The organism is Falsochrobactrum shanghaiense (genome assembly GCF_003149535.1).
Classification (GTDB): Bacteria; Pseudomonadota; Alphaproteobacteria; order Rhizobiales; family Rhizobiaceae; genus Brucella; species Brucella shanghaiense.
In genome coordinates this window covers 233,192-250,609 of the sequence record NZ_QGDB01000002.1, presented here as the reverse complement: position 1 = coordinate 250,609, position 17,418 = coordinate 233,192, and the positions used below count along the sequence as shown (strand labels likewise).

Genomic DNA, 17,418 nt, shown 5'->3' with positions numbered 1-17,418 from the left:
TCTTGTCACAACCCAATTTTCTGAAATATTAGCCCTAGAAATTCTGAGGGTAAAATGCCGATCAATCCTCCCCTTCGCAATGTCCTGCATCTCAACGCGCTTCGCGCCTTCGAGGGAGCCGCGCGACTGGGCAGCTTTGCGCAGGCCGCAAATGAGCTTCGGGTTACACCGGGCGCAATCGCCGCACAGATCAAGAATCTGGAAAGCGAATATGGCGCAGCTCTTTTCCAACGCCATGCACAGGGTGTCCGGCTGACGCCGCTGGGCGAGAATGTGCGGCAGGAATTCACTGCGGCATTCGATGCCCTGGAAGCCGCCGCGCGCAATCTAAGACGGCAGGCCGCGCCCCGAAGCGTCCATATCGTCGCCTTGCCGTCGCTGGCCGCGCTGTGGCTCGGGCCGCGCCTGCCCGAACTCTCCAGACTGCTTGGCGATATAGATATTTCGGTTACGGCAGCCGATGAGCCCCCAAATCTGAAACGCAGTCCCTTCGATCTCTGTCTGTTCTATACCGACCGCATCGAGACAGGGCAGCAACCCGTATTGAACGAAGAGTTGCTGCCTGTATGCATTCCCTCAATCGCTTCAGGGCTTCGCGAACCGGGCGACCTTGCAAAAGTGCGATGCATTGCCGATGTCGTTTGGGATGACTGGAATGTCTGGGCTTCAGCAGCCATGCCCGATCGCAGCTTCACGCCGCAAGGCCCCGGCTTTTCCCTTTATTCCATCGCGGTGCAGCAAGCGCTGCTGGGCGCTGGCGTTCTGATTGGTCGTCGCAGTCTCGTGCAGCAGCATCTCGATAGCGGCGCTCTCGTCGCACCCTTTGGCAGCGCCGCCGCCGTTTCGCTCGGCCTCACCATGGCCCTATGGATGCTGCCCCAGAGCAAAGACAGCAATGCCGTCATTGCCGTAGCCAATGCGCTGCGGCGGATGGCTTGAACCACCGGCTTCACATTCGTAATGCAATCGAGAAGGCCGCTATTTTTTGTCGAGCGTCTTTTTCACCTCATCCATTCCCCTTGCGATGGCTTCCCGCGCCTCTGCATTCTGGCTCATATCGACAATACGCCCCGATGCCCTGCCATTGCTTGTCACGATCTGCGCTACGGAACGAACGCGTGTCGGATTATCGCCGGAGAAGGTCAAAATCACTCTGGCGTCCGGCGCACCATTTTGGCGCGAGCCGTAAATAAGCTGCGCGCGCACGGAATCACTTGCCGGGCGATCCATCACCAGTTCTGACTGCGTGTTCCTGACGATATGATAGTCGCGCGACCGGAATGTCTTAATGATAGCGTTCTTTGTGCTGGTTCTTCCCGAATTGAAGGTGAATTCATTATCCGGCAATTTACCCGGTATAGACTGGCAGCCACCCAGAATGAGTATAGAAACAAATGATACAAGAACATTGCGCTTCATAATATTTCCCCTTCCGGCGCACCTTTCGATCTGAAGAGATCAGATCGCGATGCACTCAAATTACCCGGTTATTATTCTGCAAGCACAATCGCCCTGTGACAATAGCAAGTCCGGTTGAAATTTTCTGCGTCAGACAAACAAGGCTTCGGCGCGCCCGCGCAGTTTTTCATCCAGTCTCACCGATCTTCGGGCGACAAGATCGAAGCGGACGCTGACCGTCTGATTGACAGCGCGCACTGTTCCATCGAGCGATCCGGTCATGATCTGCTCGAATGCCAGCGATGAGCGGCCAATCTTGACCACTCTGGAATGAATGGTGATAAGCGCGCCGGGCGCCACTTCCTGCCTGTATTCGGTCTCGGAGCGAATATCGGCCCAGCCCAGCTTCGTATCGGGGGTGAACCCGGCAATATGCCCGAGAAGCTGAAAACTCGCATCATCGAACATCGCCGTATAATGGCGGACATTCATATGTCCCATGACGTCGCACATCCACGGATGCGCCACGCCAACGAAAGTGACAAGACCGCTCATCGCGCCACCGATTGAAAGCCGCCGAGGAATGCGGTGAGATTATCGCCGAGCGCATCGCACAGATAGCCGCCTTCCTGAACGATGACGGTCGGCAATTGTAGTCTTGCAATCGCTTCGGCAATGCGCCCGAAACCGCCGGTGGTGACGGATAATCCGCCGAAAGGATCGCCCTCGAACGGATCGAGGCCCAAAGCCACGACCAGCGCATCGGGCGCAAACGCGCGAATGCGGCGCAGTGACGTCTCAAGCGCTGCGAGAAATTCCTCGTCGCCCGATTTGCGCGGCAGCGGCAGGTTGAGATTATAGCCAAGCCCCGCACCCTCGCCGCGCTCATCCGCATGGCCCCAGAAGAACGGATAAAAGCGCACCGGATCAGCGTGAATGGAGACGGTCAGCACATCGGGGCGGGCATAGAATATACCCTGCGTTCCATTGCCGTGATGCAGGTCCACATCGAGGATCGCCACGCGTGCGGCCTTCGAGCGCAGGCGCTGCGCTGCCACGGCTGAATTGTTGACGAAGCAGAAGCCCCCGGCCACATCGGCGAATGCATGGTGTCCGGGCGGGCGGCAAAGCGCATAGGCCGCGACCTCGCCTGAAAGCACCGCATCGGCGGCGTCAACCGCGCTCCACGCGCTCCAGCACACGCTTTCCCATGTATGTTCTGCAATCGGGCAGGCCGTATCCGCCATGTGGTAGCCGACCTGCCCGACGGCGGATGCCGGATAGCGACCATCACGCGCCAGCGGGTGAATGTTTGGAATGACTTCTTCCGAAGCTTCTTCGATACGCTGCCAGCGGGCATAGATATGTTGCAGGAATTCAAGATATTCCGGCGTGTGCACGGCAGCAATCGGGCCAAGGCCATGATCTTGCGGGCGCATGATTTCGCAGCCTGCGGCCTTCGCGCCTGCAAGCAGCCGTTCGACGCGTTCGGGCTGTTCGGGATTGGGCTGCGGAGCACCGCTTGAGAGAAAGGCTTTCGGATTATGCCGCTTCTGTTCGCTTGCGTAGAACGCTTTCATGATAGTCTCTCATCCCTCATTTTTTGCAATATGCGCCAGACGGGCGAAATCGTCGCCATAGGCACCGTGATCGCGGTCGGCCTCGATCCAGCCAATCCCCAGTTTTTCATAAAAGCGCTGCGCGGCGACATTTTCCCTGTCGACCGCAAGACGCAGATAGACACCGCCGCGCGCCATCGACCATGAAGCGACATGGCGCAGCAATTGTTCGCCAATCCCCCTGCCGCGAAAGGCTTCATCGACATAGAGATCCTGCACATAGACGCCGGGCCTTCCAAGCCAGGTCGAGAAGATCGGGAAGAACAGCACCAGTCCGGCGAAGTTTCCGTCAATTTCTGCAATCAGGCTGGTGAATGCTGCATGGGGACCAAAACCATAGCGGCGGAAATCCGCAACGGTGCTGGAGATTTTTCCCGCAGCGCCCAGTCCCGCCCCCATGGCGTGGATAGCCGCGTGAATCCGTTCCGCATCGGCAAGCTCGCCCGGCCGCACTGCAATATCTGCCTTGCTGTCCAACGCGATCTTCGGCATCAGAAGGCCACCCTGTCTCCGCCCTTCAAGCCCAGCCGCTCGCGCGCTTCATCGGGGGTTGCCACTTCGAGCGACAGGCCATCGAGAATGCCACGGATGCGCCGCACCTGATCGGCATTGCTTTTGGCAAGCCGGCCGCGCCCGTCATAAAGGCTGTCTTCCAGCCCGACGCGGACATTGCCGCCCATCGCCGCTGCCATGGTAATCATTGGAATCTGGTGGCGTCCCGCCGCCAGAACCGAGAAGGAATAGTCATCGCCGAACAGCTTGTCGGCAATCCGCTTCATATGCATCAGATTTTCGGGATCGGCGCCGATGCCACCCAGAATACCGAACACGAACTGGATGAACAGATGGCCGCCGACCAGCCCCCGGTCGCGAAAATAGGCCAGCGAATAAAGATGGCCGACATCATAGCATTCGAATTCGAAGCGCGTGCCGCAGCCCTGTCCCAGACTGGTCAGAATGCCTTCCATATCCGCGAAACTATTCTTGAAGATCGAATGGCGCGTGGCTTCCAGCAGTTCCGGCTCCCATTCGTGTTTCCATTCACGCGGCTTGTCGAGTACCGGAAACAGCGCGAAATTCATCGAGCCCATATTGAGCGAACACATTTCCGGTTCGGCCCGCAAGGATGCGGCAAGCCGGTCTTCCAGCGTCATCAGCGAGGAGCCGCCGGTGGAAATATTCACCACCGCCGAAGTTGCCTGCTTGATGCGCGGCAGGAACTGCATGAACAGTTCCGGATCGGCGGATGGCCTGCCGTCGCGCGGATCGCGGGCATGAAGATGCAGGATGGATGCACCTGCTTGCGCCGCAGCGATTGCCTCGCTCGCAATTTGATCCGGCGTCACCGGCAGATGCGGCGACATGGTCGGCGTGTGCACGGAGCCTGTCACGGCGCAGGTGATGATGACCTTGCCGCGCTGTTTCTTCTTGTCGGTCATGGTCTTTCCTTACGCATTCACAGGCAGTTTGAGTTCCCTGGCCAGCGCGTCCAGCGTGTCGCCGAGGATGGCGGTGATCTCGCCGACCTGCTCGCGGGTTACGACCATTGGCGGACAGACGAGGAAATGATCGCCCTCCACACCGCCGCGCGTGCGGCGTGAATAGATGATCAGCCCGCGCTCATAGGCGAGATCGATCATGCGCTGATGGGCGTTGAGTTCTTTGGGCAAGGGCTTCATGGTTTCGGGGTCGGAGACGAATTCAGCGGCCAGCAGCAATCCCTTGCCGCGCACATCGCCGATGAAGGGAAAGCGTTTTGCAAGCCCTTCCAGTTCGCCCTTCAACGCATCGCCCATACGGGCGGCATTGCCGACCAGATCAAGACGGTCAATCTCTTGCAGCACCGCTTTACCTGCAGCGCAAGCCAGCGGATTGCCCGCATAGGTAAAGCCATGCAGGAAACCGCCTGCATCGAGAACCGGCTGCACGATGCGCGCTGGTGCCGCCATTGCACCCAGCGGGCAATAGCCCGATGCAAAACCCTTGGACAGCGCGATCAGATCAGGCTTGCAGTTCCAGTGATCGCCGCCCAGAAATTTGCCGGTGCGTCCGGCACCGCTCATCACCTCGTCGTGGATCAGCAGGATGCCGTAACGGTCGCAGATTTCACGGATGCGCGGATAATAGCTGTCGGGCGCAACCAGCGCACCGGTCGAAGCGCCGCCGATCGGCTCCATGATGAAGGCAAGCACGCTTTCGGGGCCTTCTTCCTGAATTTTTTCTTCCAGCATGTCGGCATATTTCTGCCCGCGCTGTTCCATCGACAGATTGTCGCGGTCGAGATAGGCGGTCGGTGCCGGAATTTTCGGCATTTCGCGCATGATGGGCGCGAAAGGCTCGCTCAGGGCCGCATAGCCGGTGACGGCCAGCGCGCCGAGCGTGCCGCCATGATAGGACGGAAAGCGCGAAATCACTTTCCAGCGCTTGCCCTGCCCGGTCGCAACCGCCCATTGGCGGGCGAGCTTGATGCAGGATTCGACCGCTTCCGAACCGCCCGAAACGAAGAATATCCTGTCCAGTCCTTCCGGCATGCGTTCAGCGGCCATGCGCGCCAGATCTTCCGCCGGTTCGTTTTCGAAATGCAGGCGATAGGCGAAGGTGACACGGTCCATCTGCTCTTTCATCGCATCGAGCACGTTACGATTGCCATGGCCGATATTGACCACCATCGCGCCGCTCGACCCGTCGATGACGCGGCGTCCGTCCTGATCCCAGATATAGATGCCTTCAGCACGGTCCACCAGCGGCCTGCGCAGGCGCGACTGGTAGAAAAGATGCGATGCCGGGCGTTCGTTTGGTGCTTTGGTATTGAGCATAGCGTTACTCTGTCAGCGCTTGAGATATTGGTTGAGAACATTGGCGGTCACGCGCTCGACCATAGGGTCGCCGCGTTTGAGGGCCGCCACCCATTCGCAGCTTCCGGCGTGGAAGACCTCGCCCTTGCCGCGCGGAAAATTGACGATCATGCCGCAGCCGCGTTTGATACGTTCAACAGCGTCGTGCCCATTGTCGCCGATCAGCGTATCGGCAACGAATTTGGCGTCGGCATCGGAGAGGAACTGGTCGTCGGCGGGAATATCCGCGCTCTCCTCCTTGAGCGACGACATGCCGAGCGCCAGAATCTGCAATCCATCCGGCGCGCCGCTGCCTTCCTCCGGCTCCGGCAAGCCGCCGCGGATCACATAATCAAGCCCGTCGACCTCATAGCCGAAGGCGTGGCCTTCCGCGCCCAGAAGATCGCCGTAATAAATGCCGGTGCCGGAAAAGGCCCAATGTTCGGGGCGATAGACTGGAAAACCGCGCACGCCGCGCGGCGCACAGCCGCCCCAGCCGACATAAAGACCGCGCAAGGCATTCAGCCCGAAGGTTTCAGCCGCAGGCCGTCCGGTTTCCGCCGCTTCCCAGCAGCCGCTGGTGCGGCGCGGATCGGCGGAGCGGTAGACCGGGTCTTCGGCGCGGGCACGATATTTGTAGCAGGTCTGGCGCTTGCCATTATCCTCAAGTCGGGTCTGCCACATGAAATTGCCGGCAAAACGCGCCGCACGCCCGCCGCCATCGACATAATTATCGACGGCATCGCGCATTTCCCATGTCCAATATTCATCGTGACCGACAAAGACCACGCAGTCATAGCCGTCGAGTATTTCGGGCGAAAAATGCAGCTCGTGCTGACTGGCGAGATCGACCGCATAGCCTTCCCGCTCCGCCCAGCGGAAAAACAGGCTGTCATAGCTTGCCCAGCCCGAAGAGGTATATTTCTTGGAATAGCCATTGGCATAGGCCCATTCCATATGCGGATAGCGCGGCGGCGCGGCTGGCGGCGTGATAATTTCCAGCGGCACGCGCGGCGCATCGGTGGGAAGGACGACGAAGCCGCGACAGAAAGGGCGCTCGATACTGACCGTCGTCGCATATTGATCGCCATTCGGCCCGGTAATGCCCTGATAATGGTTGGAGCCGCCCCAGGTATTATAGGCCGTCCATGTGCCGGTCGCGGCAACTTGCAGGATGCGGCCCGGCTTGCGGCCCGCTGCCGGACGCAGGATGAAAAGATGGTGGCAATGGATCGGCTGGCCGTCATTGCCCTGCGCCCGCAGCGTGATGCGATAAGCACCCGATGGCCAGTTCTCTTCCGTCCTGAAGGCGAAGGTCGTTTCCCAGCCGCAGCCGAGCACCGAACATTGCGCAGGCGTCTCCTGCCATTTGCAGTCGATTCCTCGTCTGGAAAAGACCGGCGTTTCCACCGCTCCATCCCGCACGATTTCGATGTCGAAGCGCGCGGCGGTCGCGCTCACCTGCAAATTTACCGTTGCGCCCGGAAGATAGGAATAGGCATCGCTATAGCACCAGATTTCACCGCGCGGCCCGTCCATGCCGGGATATTCGTAATAATGGCCAAGGACCGCCTCGCGGCGCTGTGCAGGCGTTAACCCGAAATCGGGAAACGCATTGATGTTCTCCTCCCTCATCCTGACGCCCCCTCCTCAAGCCGCCAGATATTTTCTGAGGAATGCGCGCGTGCGCTCCTGCGTCGGATCACGCAATATCTGCTCGGGCGGGCCTTCTTCCACCACCACACCGCCATCCATGAACAGGATACGGTCGGCGACTTCGCCCGCAAAACGCATCTCGTGGGTGACGATCAGCATGGTCATATGTTCGGTGGCAAGCTGCTTCATGACCGCGTTCACCTCGTCCACCAGTTCCGGATCGAGAGCCGATGTCGCCTCGTCGAACAGCATCACCTTGGGCTGCATGGCGAGTGCGCGCGCGATCGCCACGCGCTGCTTCTGCCCGCCCGACAAGCGCGAGGGGTAGACGTCGATCTTGTCGGCAAGACCGACCTTGGAGAGAAGTTCATGCGCCAGCTTGTGCGCAGCCTCCTTCGACAATCCTTTAAGCTTTATCGGGCCGAGCGTGATATTTTCCAGCACCGTGAGATGCGGAAACAGATTGAAGTGCTGAAACACCATGCCCATTTGCTGGCGCACCGAATTGATGTGCCGCTCGAAGGCCGATCCCGTCAGGGGCTGGTTGACCTGCACGCCGTCGAGCCATACCTCGCCGCCATTGAGTGTCTCGAGATGATTGATCGAGCGCAGAAGCGTGCTCTTGCCCGAACCGCTGGGGCCGATGATCGCCACGATCTGGCCACGCGCAACCGACAGGTCGATGCTCTTGAGTACTTCCAGCTCGCCATAGGCCTTGCGGGCGCCCTTGACTGCAACCATTGGCCTGGTGGAATTGGGGCTGCTCATCGCGTGACCTCCACTTTTCTTTCAATACGCCGCAATGCAGCTTCGAGAATGAGGTTGACCGCGTAATAAATGGCGGCAACGGTAATATAGAATTCGAACGGGCTGAAGGTTTCGCTGATGGCAAGCTGCGCGCTATGCACCAGTTCTGCAATGCCGATAATGGAAACCAGCGACGAGTCCTTCAGCAGCACAATCATATTGTTGCCGATGGGCGGGATCGTGTTGCGCACGGCCTGCGGGATGACGATATAGCGTAACGCCTGCCCGCGGCTGAAACCGATGGAGCGCGCGCCTTCCGTCTGGCCCGGATCGACCGCAACGATGCCCGCGCGGATAATATCGGCATTATAGACTGCGAAATGCAGGCTCAGGCCGATGATGCCCGCGCCCAGAGCCGGAATGTCGATGCCGATCTGCACCAGCCCGAAATAGATCAGGAAAAGCTGCAACAGAAGCGGCGTGCCCATGAACAGCCACATGAAGAAGCGCACCGGCCACGCAAGGACCGCAGGGGCATAAAGCACCACAAGCGCAAATATAATCCCGAGCACGAAGCTGAGAAAGGCCGAAGCAACGGTGAGAACCAGCGTCCACCAGAGTCCGGTCAAAAGCAGATTCGTATAGGGCGTGACGATGCTGAAATCGAGAGCCTGCATCTCCGCCTCCCTTACTGCGCCGCAAAGCGCTTGTCGAGGAAATCAACCCCGCGCGCCATGACGTAAATGATGATCATATAAAGCACGGCGGCAACGCCGAATATCTCGAAGGGCTTGTAAGTCGAGCCGATAAAGCGCTGCGCCGTATAGGTCAGCTCGACCACCGAAATGGTCGAAACCAGCGCCGAGCCTTTCACAAGCGCTATGGCATTGACGCCGAGAGGACGGATCATCAGCCGCGCTGCCTGCGGCAGCACGACAAGCCGCATGGTCTGGCCGCGTCCGAAACCGATGGAGCGCGCTGCTTCCATCTGGCCGCGATCAACGCTTAGAACCGCACCACGGATTGATTCCGACATATAAGCGCCGATATTGAGGCCCAGCCCGATCACGCCGGCTGCGAAAGGCTCCAGATTGATACCGATCTGCGGCCCGCCGAAATAAAGAATGAAAAGCTGCACCAGACAGGGCGTACCACGGAATATGCTGACATAAGCTGTCGCAATTCCTCGCAGGATAGCCGAGCGGGAAAGGCGTGCACTAACGAGAATGGCGGCTATTACAAACCCCAGCAGCAGCGACAGCGCAGAAATCTGCACAGTGACCCACGCCGCCTCCAGAAAGAACGGGAGGACGCGCTGCATTAACGCAAAATCCATCGGAAACTCCGGTCATTCGATTTCTGGAACAGATCGGATCAGATCGATCGACATCAATGTTCCAGATTCATTTAACGGCCACCCTGGCCCGGTCGATTATAATCGACCGGGCCAGGGTGGCAAAGGCTTTTAGCGAATATCGCTGCCGACCCATTCCATGGAGATTTTTTCATAGGTGCCGTCGGCCATGATCTCGTCCAGCGCCTTCTGCATCGCGGCCTTGAGTTCCGGATTGTTCTTGCGGATGGCAATGCCGATGGCCACGCTGCCGCCTTCAATGTCCGGCGTTTCGAGCTTGCGCACTTTCTGCCCGGTTTCCTTGATCGCCACCATGACAGGAATATTGTCGACGACAATCGCGTCAATGCGTCCAGCATTGAGTTCCAGCATCAGTTCCGGCAGGCCCTTATAGGTGCGCAGCGTCCAACCGCCCTGCTCGCGCGCCCATTTTTCATGGGTTTCGCCCAGCGTGACGCCAAGGGTCTTGCCTTTCAGGTCTTCCAGTTTCTGAGCCGGGGAATCTTCCTTCACGAATACGGCGCGACCGGCATGATAATAGGGGCCGACGAAATCCACAGCTTTCTCGCGTTCAGGCGTGATGGTCATGGAGCCGACCACCGTGTCGAACTTACCGGCGCGAAGGCCAGCGACGATGCCATCCCAGGCGGTCGTAATAAGCTGCGGCTTGAGCCCCATGCGCTCGGCAATCGCCGAACCGATGGATGCGTCGAATCCAACGACTTCGTTCTTTTCATTGACGAAATTGAAGGGCGGATATTGTCCGCTCATGGCAATCTTCAATTCTCCCGACGCCTTGATCTTTTCAAGATCGTCCGCCTTGGCCGGGACGGCGACAAATGCGGCAGCAACGGCAACGGCGGCCAAGAGACCTGTAAGCATGTTCCTCATGATATTCCGACTTCCTCTGGATTGGTTCTGATTGGAGCGTTTTGCACCTTCCGGTTTCGATGATTGCTTTTATGAATGCATTTCGCAAATAGATATTGAAAATAGTTAGCATAGTTTTGGTGAATGGGAATCACAATGGCATTGCATCGACCTGAACGTCTGGTCTGGGATCTCGACTGGAACCTGCTGCGGACTTTTGCCGTGATTGCGGAAGTCAAGGGCATCACGCGCGCGGCCGAACGGCTCAATCTCAAGCAGCCGACCGTCAGCAACGCCTTGCGCCGTCTTGAGGACCGGATCGGGCAGCGCCTGGTCGAACGAAATGCCACACATTTTGAACTCACCGACGCGGGCAAGCTGCTCTATGACCAGAGCATCGAGGTTTTCGGGGCAATTTCGCAATTGCCCCAGCTTGTAAGCGGCGTGGGCAATGATGTGAGCGGCCATGTAACGATTACCGCTGCAAGTCATATCGTTACGCCGATTTTTGATCGGGCGCTCACCCTTTTCCACCAGCAACATCCGCGCGCGACCTTGACGATCAATGTCGCCACAAGCCTGGAGGTGCTGCGGCAAGTCCGCGAGCGACGCACCTCTTTCGGGCTGTGTCTGGTGAGCGTTCGCGAACCGATGATGGAATATACGATGATGTATCGTGAGTTTTTCGGATTTTTCTGCGGCCCGCACCATCGGTACTTCGGCAAGAAAGGCTTAAACCTCAAGGATCTCAGAGGTGAGCCATCGGTCTCTTTTCATACCGACCATATTTCCGATGTCCTGCGCCCGGTCGCATTGCTCCGCACCGAAGCAAAACTTCTTCCTGATGTCGTGGGGGCATCATCGAGCCTTGAGGAAGTGCGGCGGATGATCGTCAGCGGACTTGGGATCGGGGCACTGCCCATCCATGTCGCTCAACGCGATGTTGCCGATGGCCAGCTCTGGCGCCTGCCGCCCTATGACAATCCACCCGCGATCGACGTATATCTGGCGGTCAATACGGAGAAGAGCCAGAACCGGGCCGAGAAAGCGCTCATCTCCATATTGCAGACGATGATCGCCGAAACCCCTCTCGAACAACGCATATATCCAGGCTGATCGGTGCAATCACCAATGGTGTCACAGAGCAGTCAATCATGCCGTCAAAAGCTATAATGGTTTCAATGACTTATATGCGGCAATCGGCAACCATTGGCAGCGTTCGGATGGACCTGAATCATTCCCACTCGATCGTGCCGGGCGGCTTCGAGGTCACGTCATAGACCACGCGGTTGATGCCGCGCACTTCATTGATGATGCGGGTCGCCGCATTGCCAAGGAAGTTCATGTCATAGTGATAAAAATCAGCGGTCATGCCGTCAACGGAAGTCACCGCGCGCAGCGCACAGACGAATTCGTAAGTGCGGCCATCGCCCATGACGCCAACCGTCTGGACCGGCAGAAGCACTGCGAAAGCCTGCCAGATCGCGTCGTAAAGACCGGCCTTGCGGATTTCGTCGAGATAGATCGCATCGGCTTCACGCAGGATTTCAAGCTTCTCGCGCGTAATGCCGCCGGGGCAGCGAATGGCAAGACCCGGACCGGGGAACGGATGACGCCCGATGAAACTGTCAGGAAGCCCCAGTTCCTTGCCCAGCAGGCGCACTTCATCCTTGAAGAGTTCGCGCAGCGGTTCGACAAGCTGCATTTTCATGCGCTCCGGCAAGCCACCGACATTGTGATGCGACTTGATGGTGACGGAAGGGCCGCCGGTGAAGGAAACGCTTTCGATCACATCGGGATAGAGCGTGCCTTGCACGAGGAAATCCGCGCCGCCGAGTTTCTTCGCTTCTTCCTCGAATACTTCGATGAAAAGACGCCCAATCGTCTTGCGCTTCTTTTCCGGGTCCACCTCGCCTTCAAGCTGCGAAATGAAGCGGTCGGACGCATCGACAAGAATCAGCGGCAGATTGTAATGTTCGCGGAACATTTCCACGACCTGAGCGGCCTCGCCTTTGCGCATCAATCCGTGATCGACAAGGATACAGGTGAGCTGATCGCCGATGGCTTCATGCGCCAGCAGAGCCGCAACCGAGGAATCGACGCCGCCTGAAAGCGCGCAGATGACCTTGCCCTTGCCCACCTGCTTGCGAATGGCTTCCACCGCCTGCTCGCGATAGGCGGACATGGTCCAGTCGGGCTTGATGCCTGCAATATTATGGACAAAATTCTCCAGCAGCTTTGCGCCGTCAGGCGTATGCACCACTTCGGGGTGAAACTGCACGGCGAAATATTTGCGCTTCTCATCCGAGATCGCCGCGAAAGGCGCATTGGGCGATGTGCCGATAACCTTGAAGCCTTCCGGCAGCGAGGTAACGCGGTCGCCATGGCTCATCCAGACCTGATGGCGCGTGCCCTTGGCCCAGATGCCTGCAAACAGCGCGCTGTCTTCCTGCACTTCAAGAAAAGCACGACCAAATTCGCGATCATGGCCGCTTTCGACCTTGCCGCCGAGTTGCTCGCACATGGTCTGCTCGCCATAGCAGATGCCCAGCACCGGAATTCCGGCTTCGAAAATTTCCTGCGGCGCGCGCGGACTGCCAATATCGGTGGTCGAATGCGGACTGCCCGACAGGATCACAGCCCTGGGATTGATGCGCTTGAAAGCATCTTCCGCAGACTGGAAAGGAACGATTTCGGAATAGACCCCGGCCTCGCGCACGCGGCGTGCAATCAGCTGCGTGACCTGGCTGCCAAAGTCGATGATAAGGATAGTGTCGGGATGTGCCGTGCTCATGTGCAGCATCTAGATAAAAAGCGCCGGAAAAGCAATGGAAGAAGTGTCGCGTTTCAACAATCAAACAGAAAACGCGATCTATACTGACATGTCCATGTCAGGAAATAGCATCGCACCTGCGCAAAGCGCCTCTTCGAGCCGGATAATCGCTCCTGCAAGCTTTTCATCGACGATGTGAAGATATTGCGTCCAGTCGCCCACATGCTCCAGTTCCTTCGCGCCATCGGATATGCCGCGCAGCCCCGCCAGCGCAACCCCGTGAAGCTGGCAAGCGCGCAGGCAGGCATAGGTCTCCATATCGACCATATCGGCCTCGATAGCGTCATAGGCGCGGCCCGATATGATATTGGCCCCGGTCGAAAGCGATGCGCTGGCAAGGCCGGGCACCAGGCAGGGCAGATCAATGCGCGCAGGCAGGTCGAGAAGCGGCGTGCACCCCTTTTCAAAACCGAGCGGCGAGGCATCCATATCGCGATAGGAAACCGAGGAGACCTGAAAAACTTCCGTCTGCGGGAGTTTCGCTGAACCGGCTGACCCCAGAGACACAACCAGATCGGGCCGCTCGCCGCGATGTTCCAATCGGGCAAGGCAACGCGAAAGATTGATCGCCGCTTCGACCGGCCCGATGCCGATAATCAGCGGCGTAAAAAGCGTGCGCAGATGCGCCCCATATTCCGATTCTGCAGCCATGACATAGAGAAGGCGCTTTCCGGCGACGGTCTTTATCATCCCTGCAATCCCTCGCGATCCTGCACCACCATCATGGTGCCGGTCATGGTGGCGATCAGGCGTACATTCGTGTCCGTCACCGCAAAAGCCTGCCCGTCGCTGACCATGATGGTGCGCCCCGGCTTGGTGACTTCGCCACGAAACAAAAACCGGTCGCCCTTGCCCGGCGCCAGAAGATTGACCTTGAATTCGATGGTCAGAACGGCCGCTTCAGGCGGCATCAGGGTGAGTGCTGCATAGCCGCAGGCGGAATCGAGAGCGGCGGAAATCATGCCCGCATGAAGAATGCCATGCTGCTGAGTGAGTTCGTCGCGAAACGGCATTTCGATTTCGACGATACCCGGTTCACAGCGCGTCAGTTCCGCGCCGATCAGCTTCATCGCGGCCTGCCGGCCAAAGCTTTCCTCGACGCGCTCCCTGAAATCAGGCTCGGCTATTCTGTTTGCTGGCATATCTTCCCCGGCTCAGCTTTCCTTGCGCAAGATGCTCACATAAAATCCGTCCGTCCCGGTGGACAGGGGCGACAAGACGCAGCCATGGGACGGATATACCGGCGCAATTGACGCCGCATCCGAAACCACGCCATTCCACAGGGTTTCCGGCGCAATTTCGGTAAAATCGGCATTTTCCGCCAGAAAACGCTCGATCTGCTGCGTGTTTTCCTCGGCAAACAGCGAGCAGGTCACATAAGCGAGCCTGCCGCCCGGCTTCACATAATGCCGCGCCGATTGCAGCACCTCATGCTGATCCTGCATGCGGCGCTCAAGCTGCTGTTCATTGAGGCGCCATTTGGCGTCCGGCCTGCGCCGCCATGTCCCCGAGCCCGTACATGGCGCATCGGTGAGAACGAGGTCCATCCGTTCGACGAGCGGTGCCAGCGCATCGAGATTTCCATGCACCTGCGTATTGCGAACGCCTGCGCGCTGCAATCTTTCATGCATGGGCGAAAGCCGCGCACGTTCGGCATCATAGGCGTGAATCTGGCCGCTATTGCCCATGACAGCAGCCAGCGCCAGCGTCTTGCCGCCTGCGCCCGCGCAATAATCAAGCACCTGCTCGCCCGGTTGCGCGCCTGCCATTCTTGCCGCAAGCTGCGATCCGAGATCCTGCACCTCGAACCAGCCATCAAGAAAAGCCTGATCAGTCTGGATATTGGGGTGACGGCCAAGCGCTTCGATCGGCGCAATGCGCAAAGCCTGTTCGAGAAGCGCAGTCTTGTCGGCCCCGGCCTTTTCCAGCGCGCTGAGAACCGCCTGCGGGGTTGATTTCAAGGCATTGACGCGCAGATCGACCGGCGGGCGCGTGGCAAGTGCCGCCGCCTCCTCCACCCAGCGTGTGCCGAACAAGGCTTCAAGCGAAGGCGCGCACCATTGCGGCACATCGGCGCGAATATGAGGCTCCGCCTCATCGAGATTGCGGCTTTCCCATGCGGCACGCCTTGGCTGCTCCAGCAAGGCAGGCGCAAAGCGGTCGCCTTCAAAAGCCGCATCGATTGCGGCAATCTCCATGCCGCCGTCAGAAAGCAAAGCCCCATAGGCCAGCGCGCGCGCATCGTCCTCATCCATGCGCCAGGCAATGGAGAGTTTGCGCCGCAAGGCGTCATAAACGATATTGCCGATCACGGCACGGTCGCCCGCTCCCGCAAAACGGTGTGCTGCGCCCCAATCCTTGAGCGCATCGAAAGCCGGGCGCTTGCCCGTTTCAATATCGTTCAGAACCTCTATTGCCGCCTGAAGGCGTCCGCCAAGCCGCATTGTCACTCCTTTGCATCTGCTCAGTCGGGCATAGCCTTCCTTGCAGGGAAAAGGCAATCGCCAAAACACAACAAAAAGCCGGAGCGAAAGGCCCCGGCTTCTTCAATTGGCTCGAAATGAAGCCGTTACACGGTGCCGGGATAGTTCGGGCTTTCACGGGTGATCGTCACGCCATGCGAATGGCTTTCGCGCAGGCCCGCATTGGAAATGCGCACGAAAGTCGCCTTCTCGCGGAATTCCGGCAAGGTCTTTGCGCCGACATAACCCATGGAAGCGCGCAGCCCGCCCGCAAGCTGATGCAGCACGGCTGCAATCGCCCCCTTATAGGCCACCTGCCCCTCGATGCCTTCGGGCACGAGTTTCAGTTCATCGCGCACTTCGGCCTGGAAATAACGATCCGCCGATCCGCGCGCCATGGCCCCCACCGAACCCATGCCGCGATAGGATTTGAACGAACGCCCCTGATGCAGATAGACCTCGCCGGGGCTTTCTTCGGTGCCTGCCAGCAGCGATCCGGCCATGGCGGCGGAAGCGCCTGCGGCAAGCGCCTTGGCAAAATCGCCGGAAAACTTGATGCCGCCATCGGCGATCACCGGAATATCGAGCTTGTGCGCCGATTCGACCGCCGCCATGATGGCCGAAAGCTGCGGCACGCCGACACCCGCCACGATGCGCGTGGTGCAGATCGAACCGGGTCCGATCCCGACTTTCACGGAATCGGCACCCACATCGATCAGCGCCTTGGTTCCGTCAGCGGTTGCGACATTTCCGGCAAGGATAGCCACATCGGGATAGGCTTTCTTGATGCGCGCCACAGCATCGAGGACGCGCTGCGAATGACCATGCGCCGTATCGACCACCAGAAGATCGACACCCGCATCGATCAGATGTTCGGCACGCTCATAGCCGTCATCGCCGACGCTGGTTGCAGCCGCGGCCCGCAGGCGGCCCTGTGCGTCCTTGGCGGCATTCGGATTGAGCTGTGATTTTTCAATGTCTTTGACGGTGATGAGGCCGACGCAGCGGCCCTTGTCGTCTGTCACCAGCAGTTTTTCGATGCGATGGCGATGCAGAAGCAGCTTGGCTTCATCCTGATTGACATTTTCGCGCACCGTGATGAGGTTTTCGCGCGTCATCAGTTCATAGATGCGCTGCTTGGGATCGGATGCAAAACGCACGTCGCGATTGGTCAGGATGCCGACCAGACGTCCCGGTCCCTTGGGAGCGTTCTCGACCACCGGAATGCCGGAAATGCCATGCGCCTGCATCAGCGCCTGCGCATCGGCAAGCGTCGCATCGGGGCCGATCGTCACCGGATTGATCACCATGCCGGATTCGAATTTCTTCACCTGCCGCACTTCTTCGGCCTGACGCTCGGGCGTGAGGTTGCGATGAATGACGCCGATGCCGCCCGCCTGCGCCATGGCGATGGCAAGGCGCGATTCCGTCACCGTATCCATGGCGGCAGAAAGCAGCGGCAGATTGAGTTCAATGTCTTTTGCAATGCGGGTGCGCAGATCAACCTGACCCGGCATGACCTCGGAATGGCCCGGCTGCAACAGCACATCGTCGAAGGTAAGAGCGAGAGCGCCGGTGGGAGATTCGACGATTTTAGCCATGGCCAATTCCTTTGAATGGGGAAAAGCCGCTTCACGGCATAGAG

18 protein-coding genes are annotated in these 17,418 nt (G+C 58.8%); 2 read left to right on the top strand and 16 right to left on the bottom strand.

Going from position 1 to position 17,418, the window contains the following annotated elements:
* Positions 1 to 54: 54 nt before the first annotated feature.
* Positions 55 to 939, top strand: a complete 885-nt coding sequence (locus DKP76_RS05065; RefSeq protein ID WP_109705371.1) for a LysR family transcriptional regulator — start codon at positions 55 to 57, stop codon at positions 937 to 939.
* A gap of 39 nt (positions 940 to 978) precedes the next feature.
* On the opposite strand, the gene DKP76_RS05060 is transcribed toward DKP76_RS05065, so the two are convergent.
* The 11 genes from DKP76_RS05060 to DKP76_RS05010 all read right to left on the bottom strand — a co-directional run bounded on the left by DKP76_RS05060 (position 979) and on the right by DKP76_RS05010 (position 10,499).
* A complete protein-coding gene (locus DKP76_RS05060) occupies positions 979 to 1,419 on the bottom strand; it encodes a hypothetical protein (RefSeq protein WP_109705370.1) in 441 nt (146 codons plus the stop codon).
* Positions 1,420 to 1,548: 129 nt separating this feature from the next.
* Entirely contained in the window at positions 1,549 to 1,953 is a 405-nt protein-coding gene (locus DKP76_RS05055) for an acyl-CoA thioesterase (RefSeq protein ID WP_109705369.1), read from the bottom strand.
* A complete protein-coding gene (locus DKP76_RS05050) occupies positions 1,950 to 2,978 on the bottom strand; it encodes a histone deacetylase family protein (RefSeq protein ID WP_109705368.1) in 1,029 nt (342 codons plus the stop codon). Before DKP76_RS05050 ends, DKP76_RS05055 begins: the two co-directional genes overlap by 4 nt.
* A 9-nt stretch (positions 2,979 to 2,987) precedes the next feature.
* Positions 2,988 to 3,509 carry a GNAT family N-acetyltransferase gene (locus tag DKP76_RS05045; protein ID WP_109705367.1) on the bottom strand — a complete coding sequence of 174 codons (522 nt, stop codon included), beginning with the start codon at positions 3,507 to 3,509 and terminating at the stop codon, positions 2,988 to 2,990.
* Positions 3,509 to 4,456, bottom strand: coding sequence for a 3,5-dioxohexanoate:acetyl-CoA acetone transferase (gene kce / locus DKP76_RS05040; RefSeq protein ID WP_109705366.1), 948 nt, complete (start codon positions 4,454 to 4,456; stop codon positions 3,509 to 3,511). Before kce ends, DKP76_RS05045 begins: the two co-directional genes overlap by 1 nt.
* A gap of 9 nt (positions 4,457 to 4,465) precedes the next feature.
* The gene (locus DKP76_RS05035) at positions 4,466 to 5,833 is read right to left on the bottom strand and encodes an aminotransferase family protein (protein ID WP_109705365.1); all 1,368 of its coding nucleotides are present in this window, start codon (positions 5,831 to 5,833) and stop codon (positions 4,466 to 4,468) included.
* A gap of 12 nt (positions 5,834 to 5,845) precedes the next feature.
* Positions 5,846 to 7,486, bottom strand: coding sequence for a N,N-dimethylformamidase beta subunit family domain-containing protein (locus DKP76_RS05030; protein WP_109705364.1), 1,641 nt, complete (start codon positions 7,484 to 7,486; stop codon positions 5,846 to 5,848).
* Between the two features lie 15 nt (positions 7,487 to 7,501).
* Positions 7,502 to 8,275, bottom strand: coding sequence for an amino acid ABC transporter ATP-binding protein (locus DKP76_RS05025; RefSeq protein ID WP_109705363.1), 774 nt, complete (start codon positions 8,273 to 8,275; stop codon positions 7,502 to 7,504).
* Positions 8,272 to 8,931, bottom strand: a complete 660-nt coding sequence (locus DKP76_RS05020; RefSeq protein ID WP_109705362.1) for an amino acid ABC transporter permease — start codon at positions 8,929 to 8,931, stop codon at positions 8,272 to 8,274. The genes DKP76_RS05025 and DKP76_RS05020 overlap by 4 nt, the downstream gene beginning before the upstream one ends.
* 11 nt (positions 8,932 to 8,942) lie before the next feature.
* On the bottom strand, positions 8,943 to 9,590 hold the full coding sequence (locus DKP76_RS05015; RefSeq protein ID WP_109705361.1) for an amino acid ABC transporter permease: 648 nt from the start codon (positions 9,588 to 9,590) through the stop codon (positions 8,943 to 8,945).
* Between the two features lie 129 nt (positions 9,591 to 9,719).
* Entirely contained in the window at positions 9,720 to 10,499 is a 780-nt protein-coding gene (locus DKP76_RS05010; protein ID WP_109705360.1) for an ABC transporter substrate-binding protein, read from the bottom strand.
* Positions 10,500 to 10,634: 135 nt separating this feature from the next.
* On the opposite strand from DKP76_RS05010, the gene DKP76_RS05005 reads away from it, so the two are divergent.
* Positions 10,635 to 11,594 carry a LysR family transcriptional regulator gene (locus DKP76_RS05005; protein WP_109705839.1) on the top strand — a complete coding sequence of 320 codons (960 nt, stop codon included), beginning with the start codon at positions 10,635 to 10,637 and terminating at the stop codon, positions 11,592 to 11,594.
* Positions 11,595 to 11,712: 118 nt separating this feature from the next.
* Here the strand turns inward: DKP76_RS05005 and guaA are convergent, their stop codons facing one another.
* The 5 genes from guaA to guaB form a co-directional block, all read right to left on the bottom strand.
* Complete coding sequence (gene guaA / locus DKP76_RS05000; RefSeq protein WP_109705838.1) at positions 11,713 to 13,272, bottom strand: glutamine-hydrolyzing GMP synthase; 1,560 nt, start codon at positions 13,270 to 13,272, stop codon at positions 11,713 to 11,715.
* Between the two features lie 78 nt (positions 13,273 to 13,350).
* Positions 13,351 to 14,001: a 5'-methylthioadenosine/S-adenosylhomocysteine nucleosidase gene (locus tag DKP76_RS04995; RefSeq protein WP_109705359.1), complete on the bottom strand. Its 651-nt coding sequence runs from the start codon at positions 13,999 to 14,001 to the stop codon at positions 13,351 to 13,353.
* The gene (locus tag DKP76_RS04990) at positions 13,998 to 14,453 is read right to left on the bottom strand and encodes a PaaI family thioesterase (protein ID WP_109705358.1); all 456 of its coding nucleotides are present in this window, start codon (positions 14,451 to 14,453) and stop codon (positions 13,998 to 14,000) included. The genes DKP76_RS04995 and DKP76_RS04990 overlap by 4 nt, the downstream gene beginning before the upstream one ends.
* A gap of 12 nt (positions 14,454 to 14,465) precedes the next feature.
* Entirely contained in the window at positions 14,466 to 15,755 is a 1,290-nt protein-coding gene (locus DKP76_RS04985) for an RsmB/NOP family class I SAM-dependent RNA methyltransferase (RefSeq protein ID WP_109705357.1), read from the bottom strand.
* Between the two features lie 125 nt (positions 15,756 to 15,880).
* Positions 15,881 to 17,374, bottom strand: a complete 1,494-nt coding sequence (guaB, locus tag DKP76_RS04980) for an IMP dehydrogenase (RefSeq protein WP_109705356.1) — start codon at positions 17,372 to 17,374, stop codon at positions 15,881 to 15,883.
* Positions 17,375 to 17,418 lie beyond the last annotated feature (44 nt).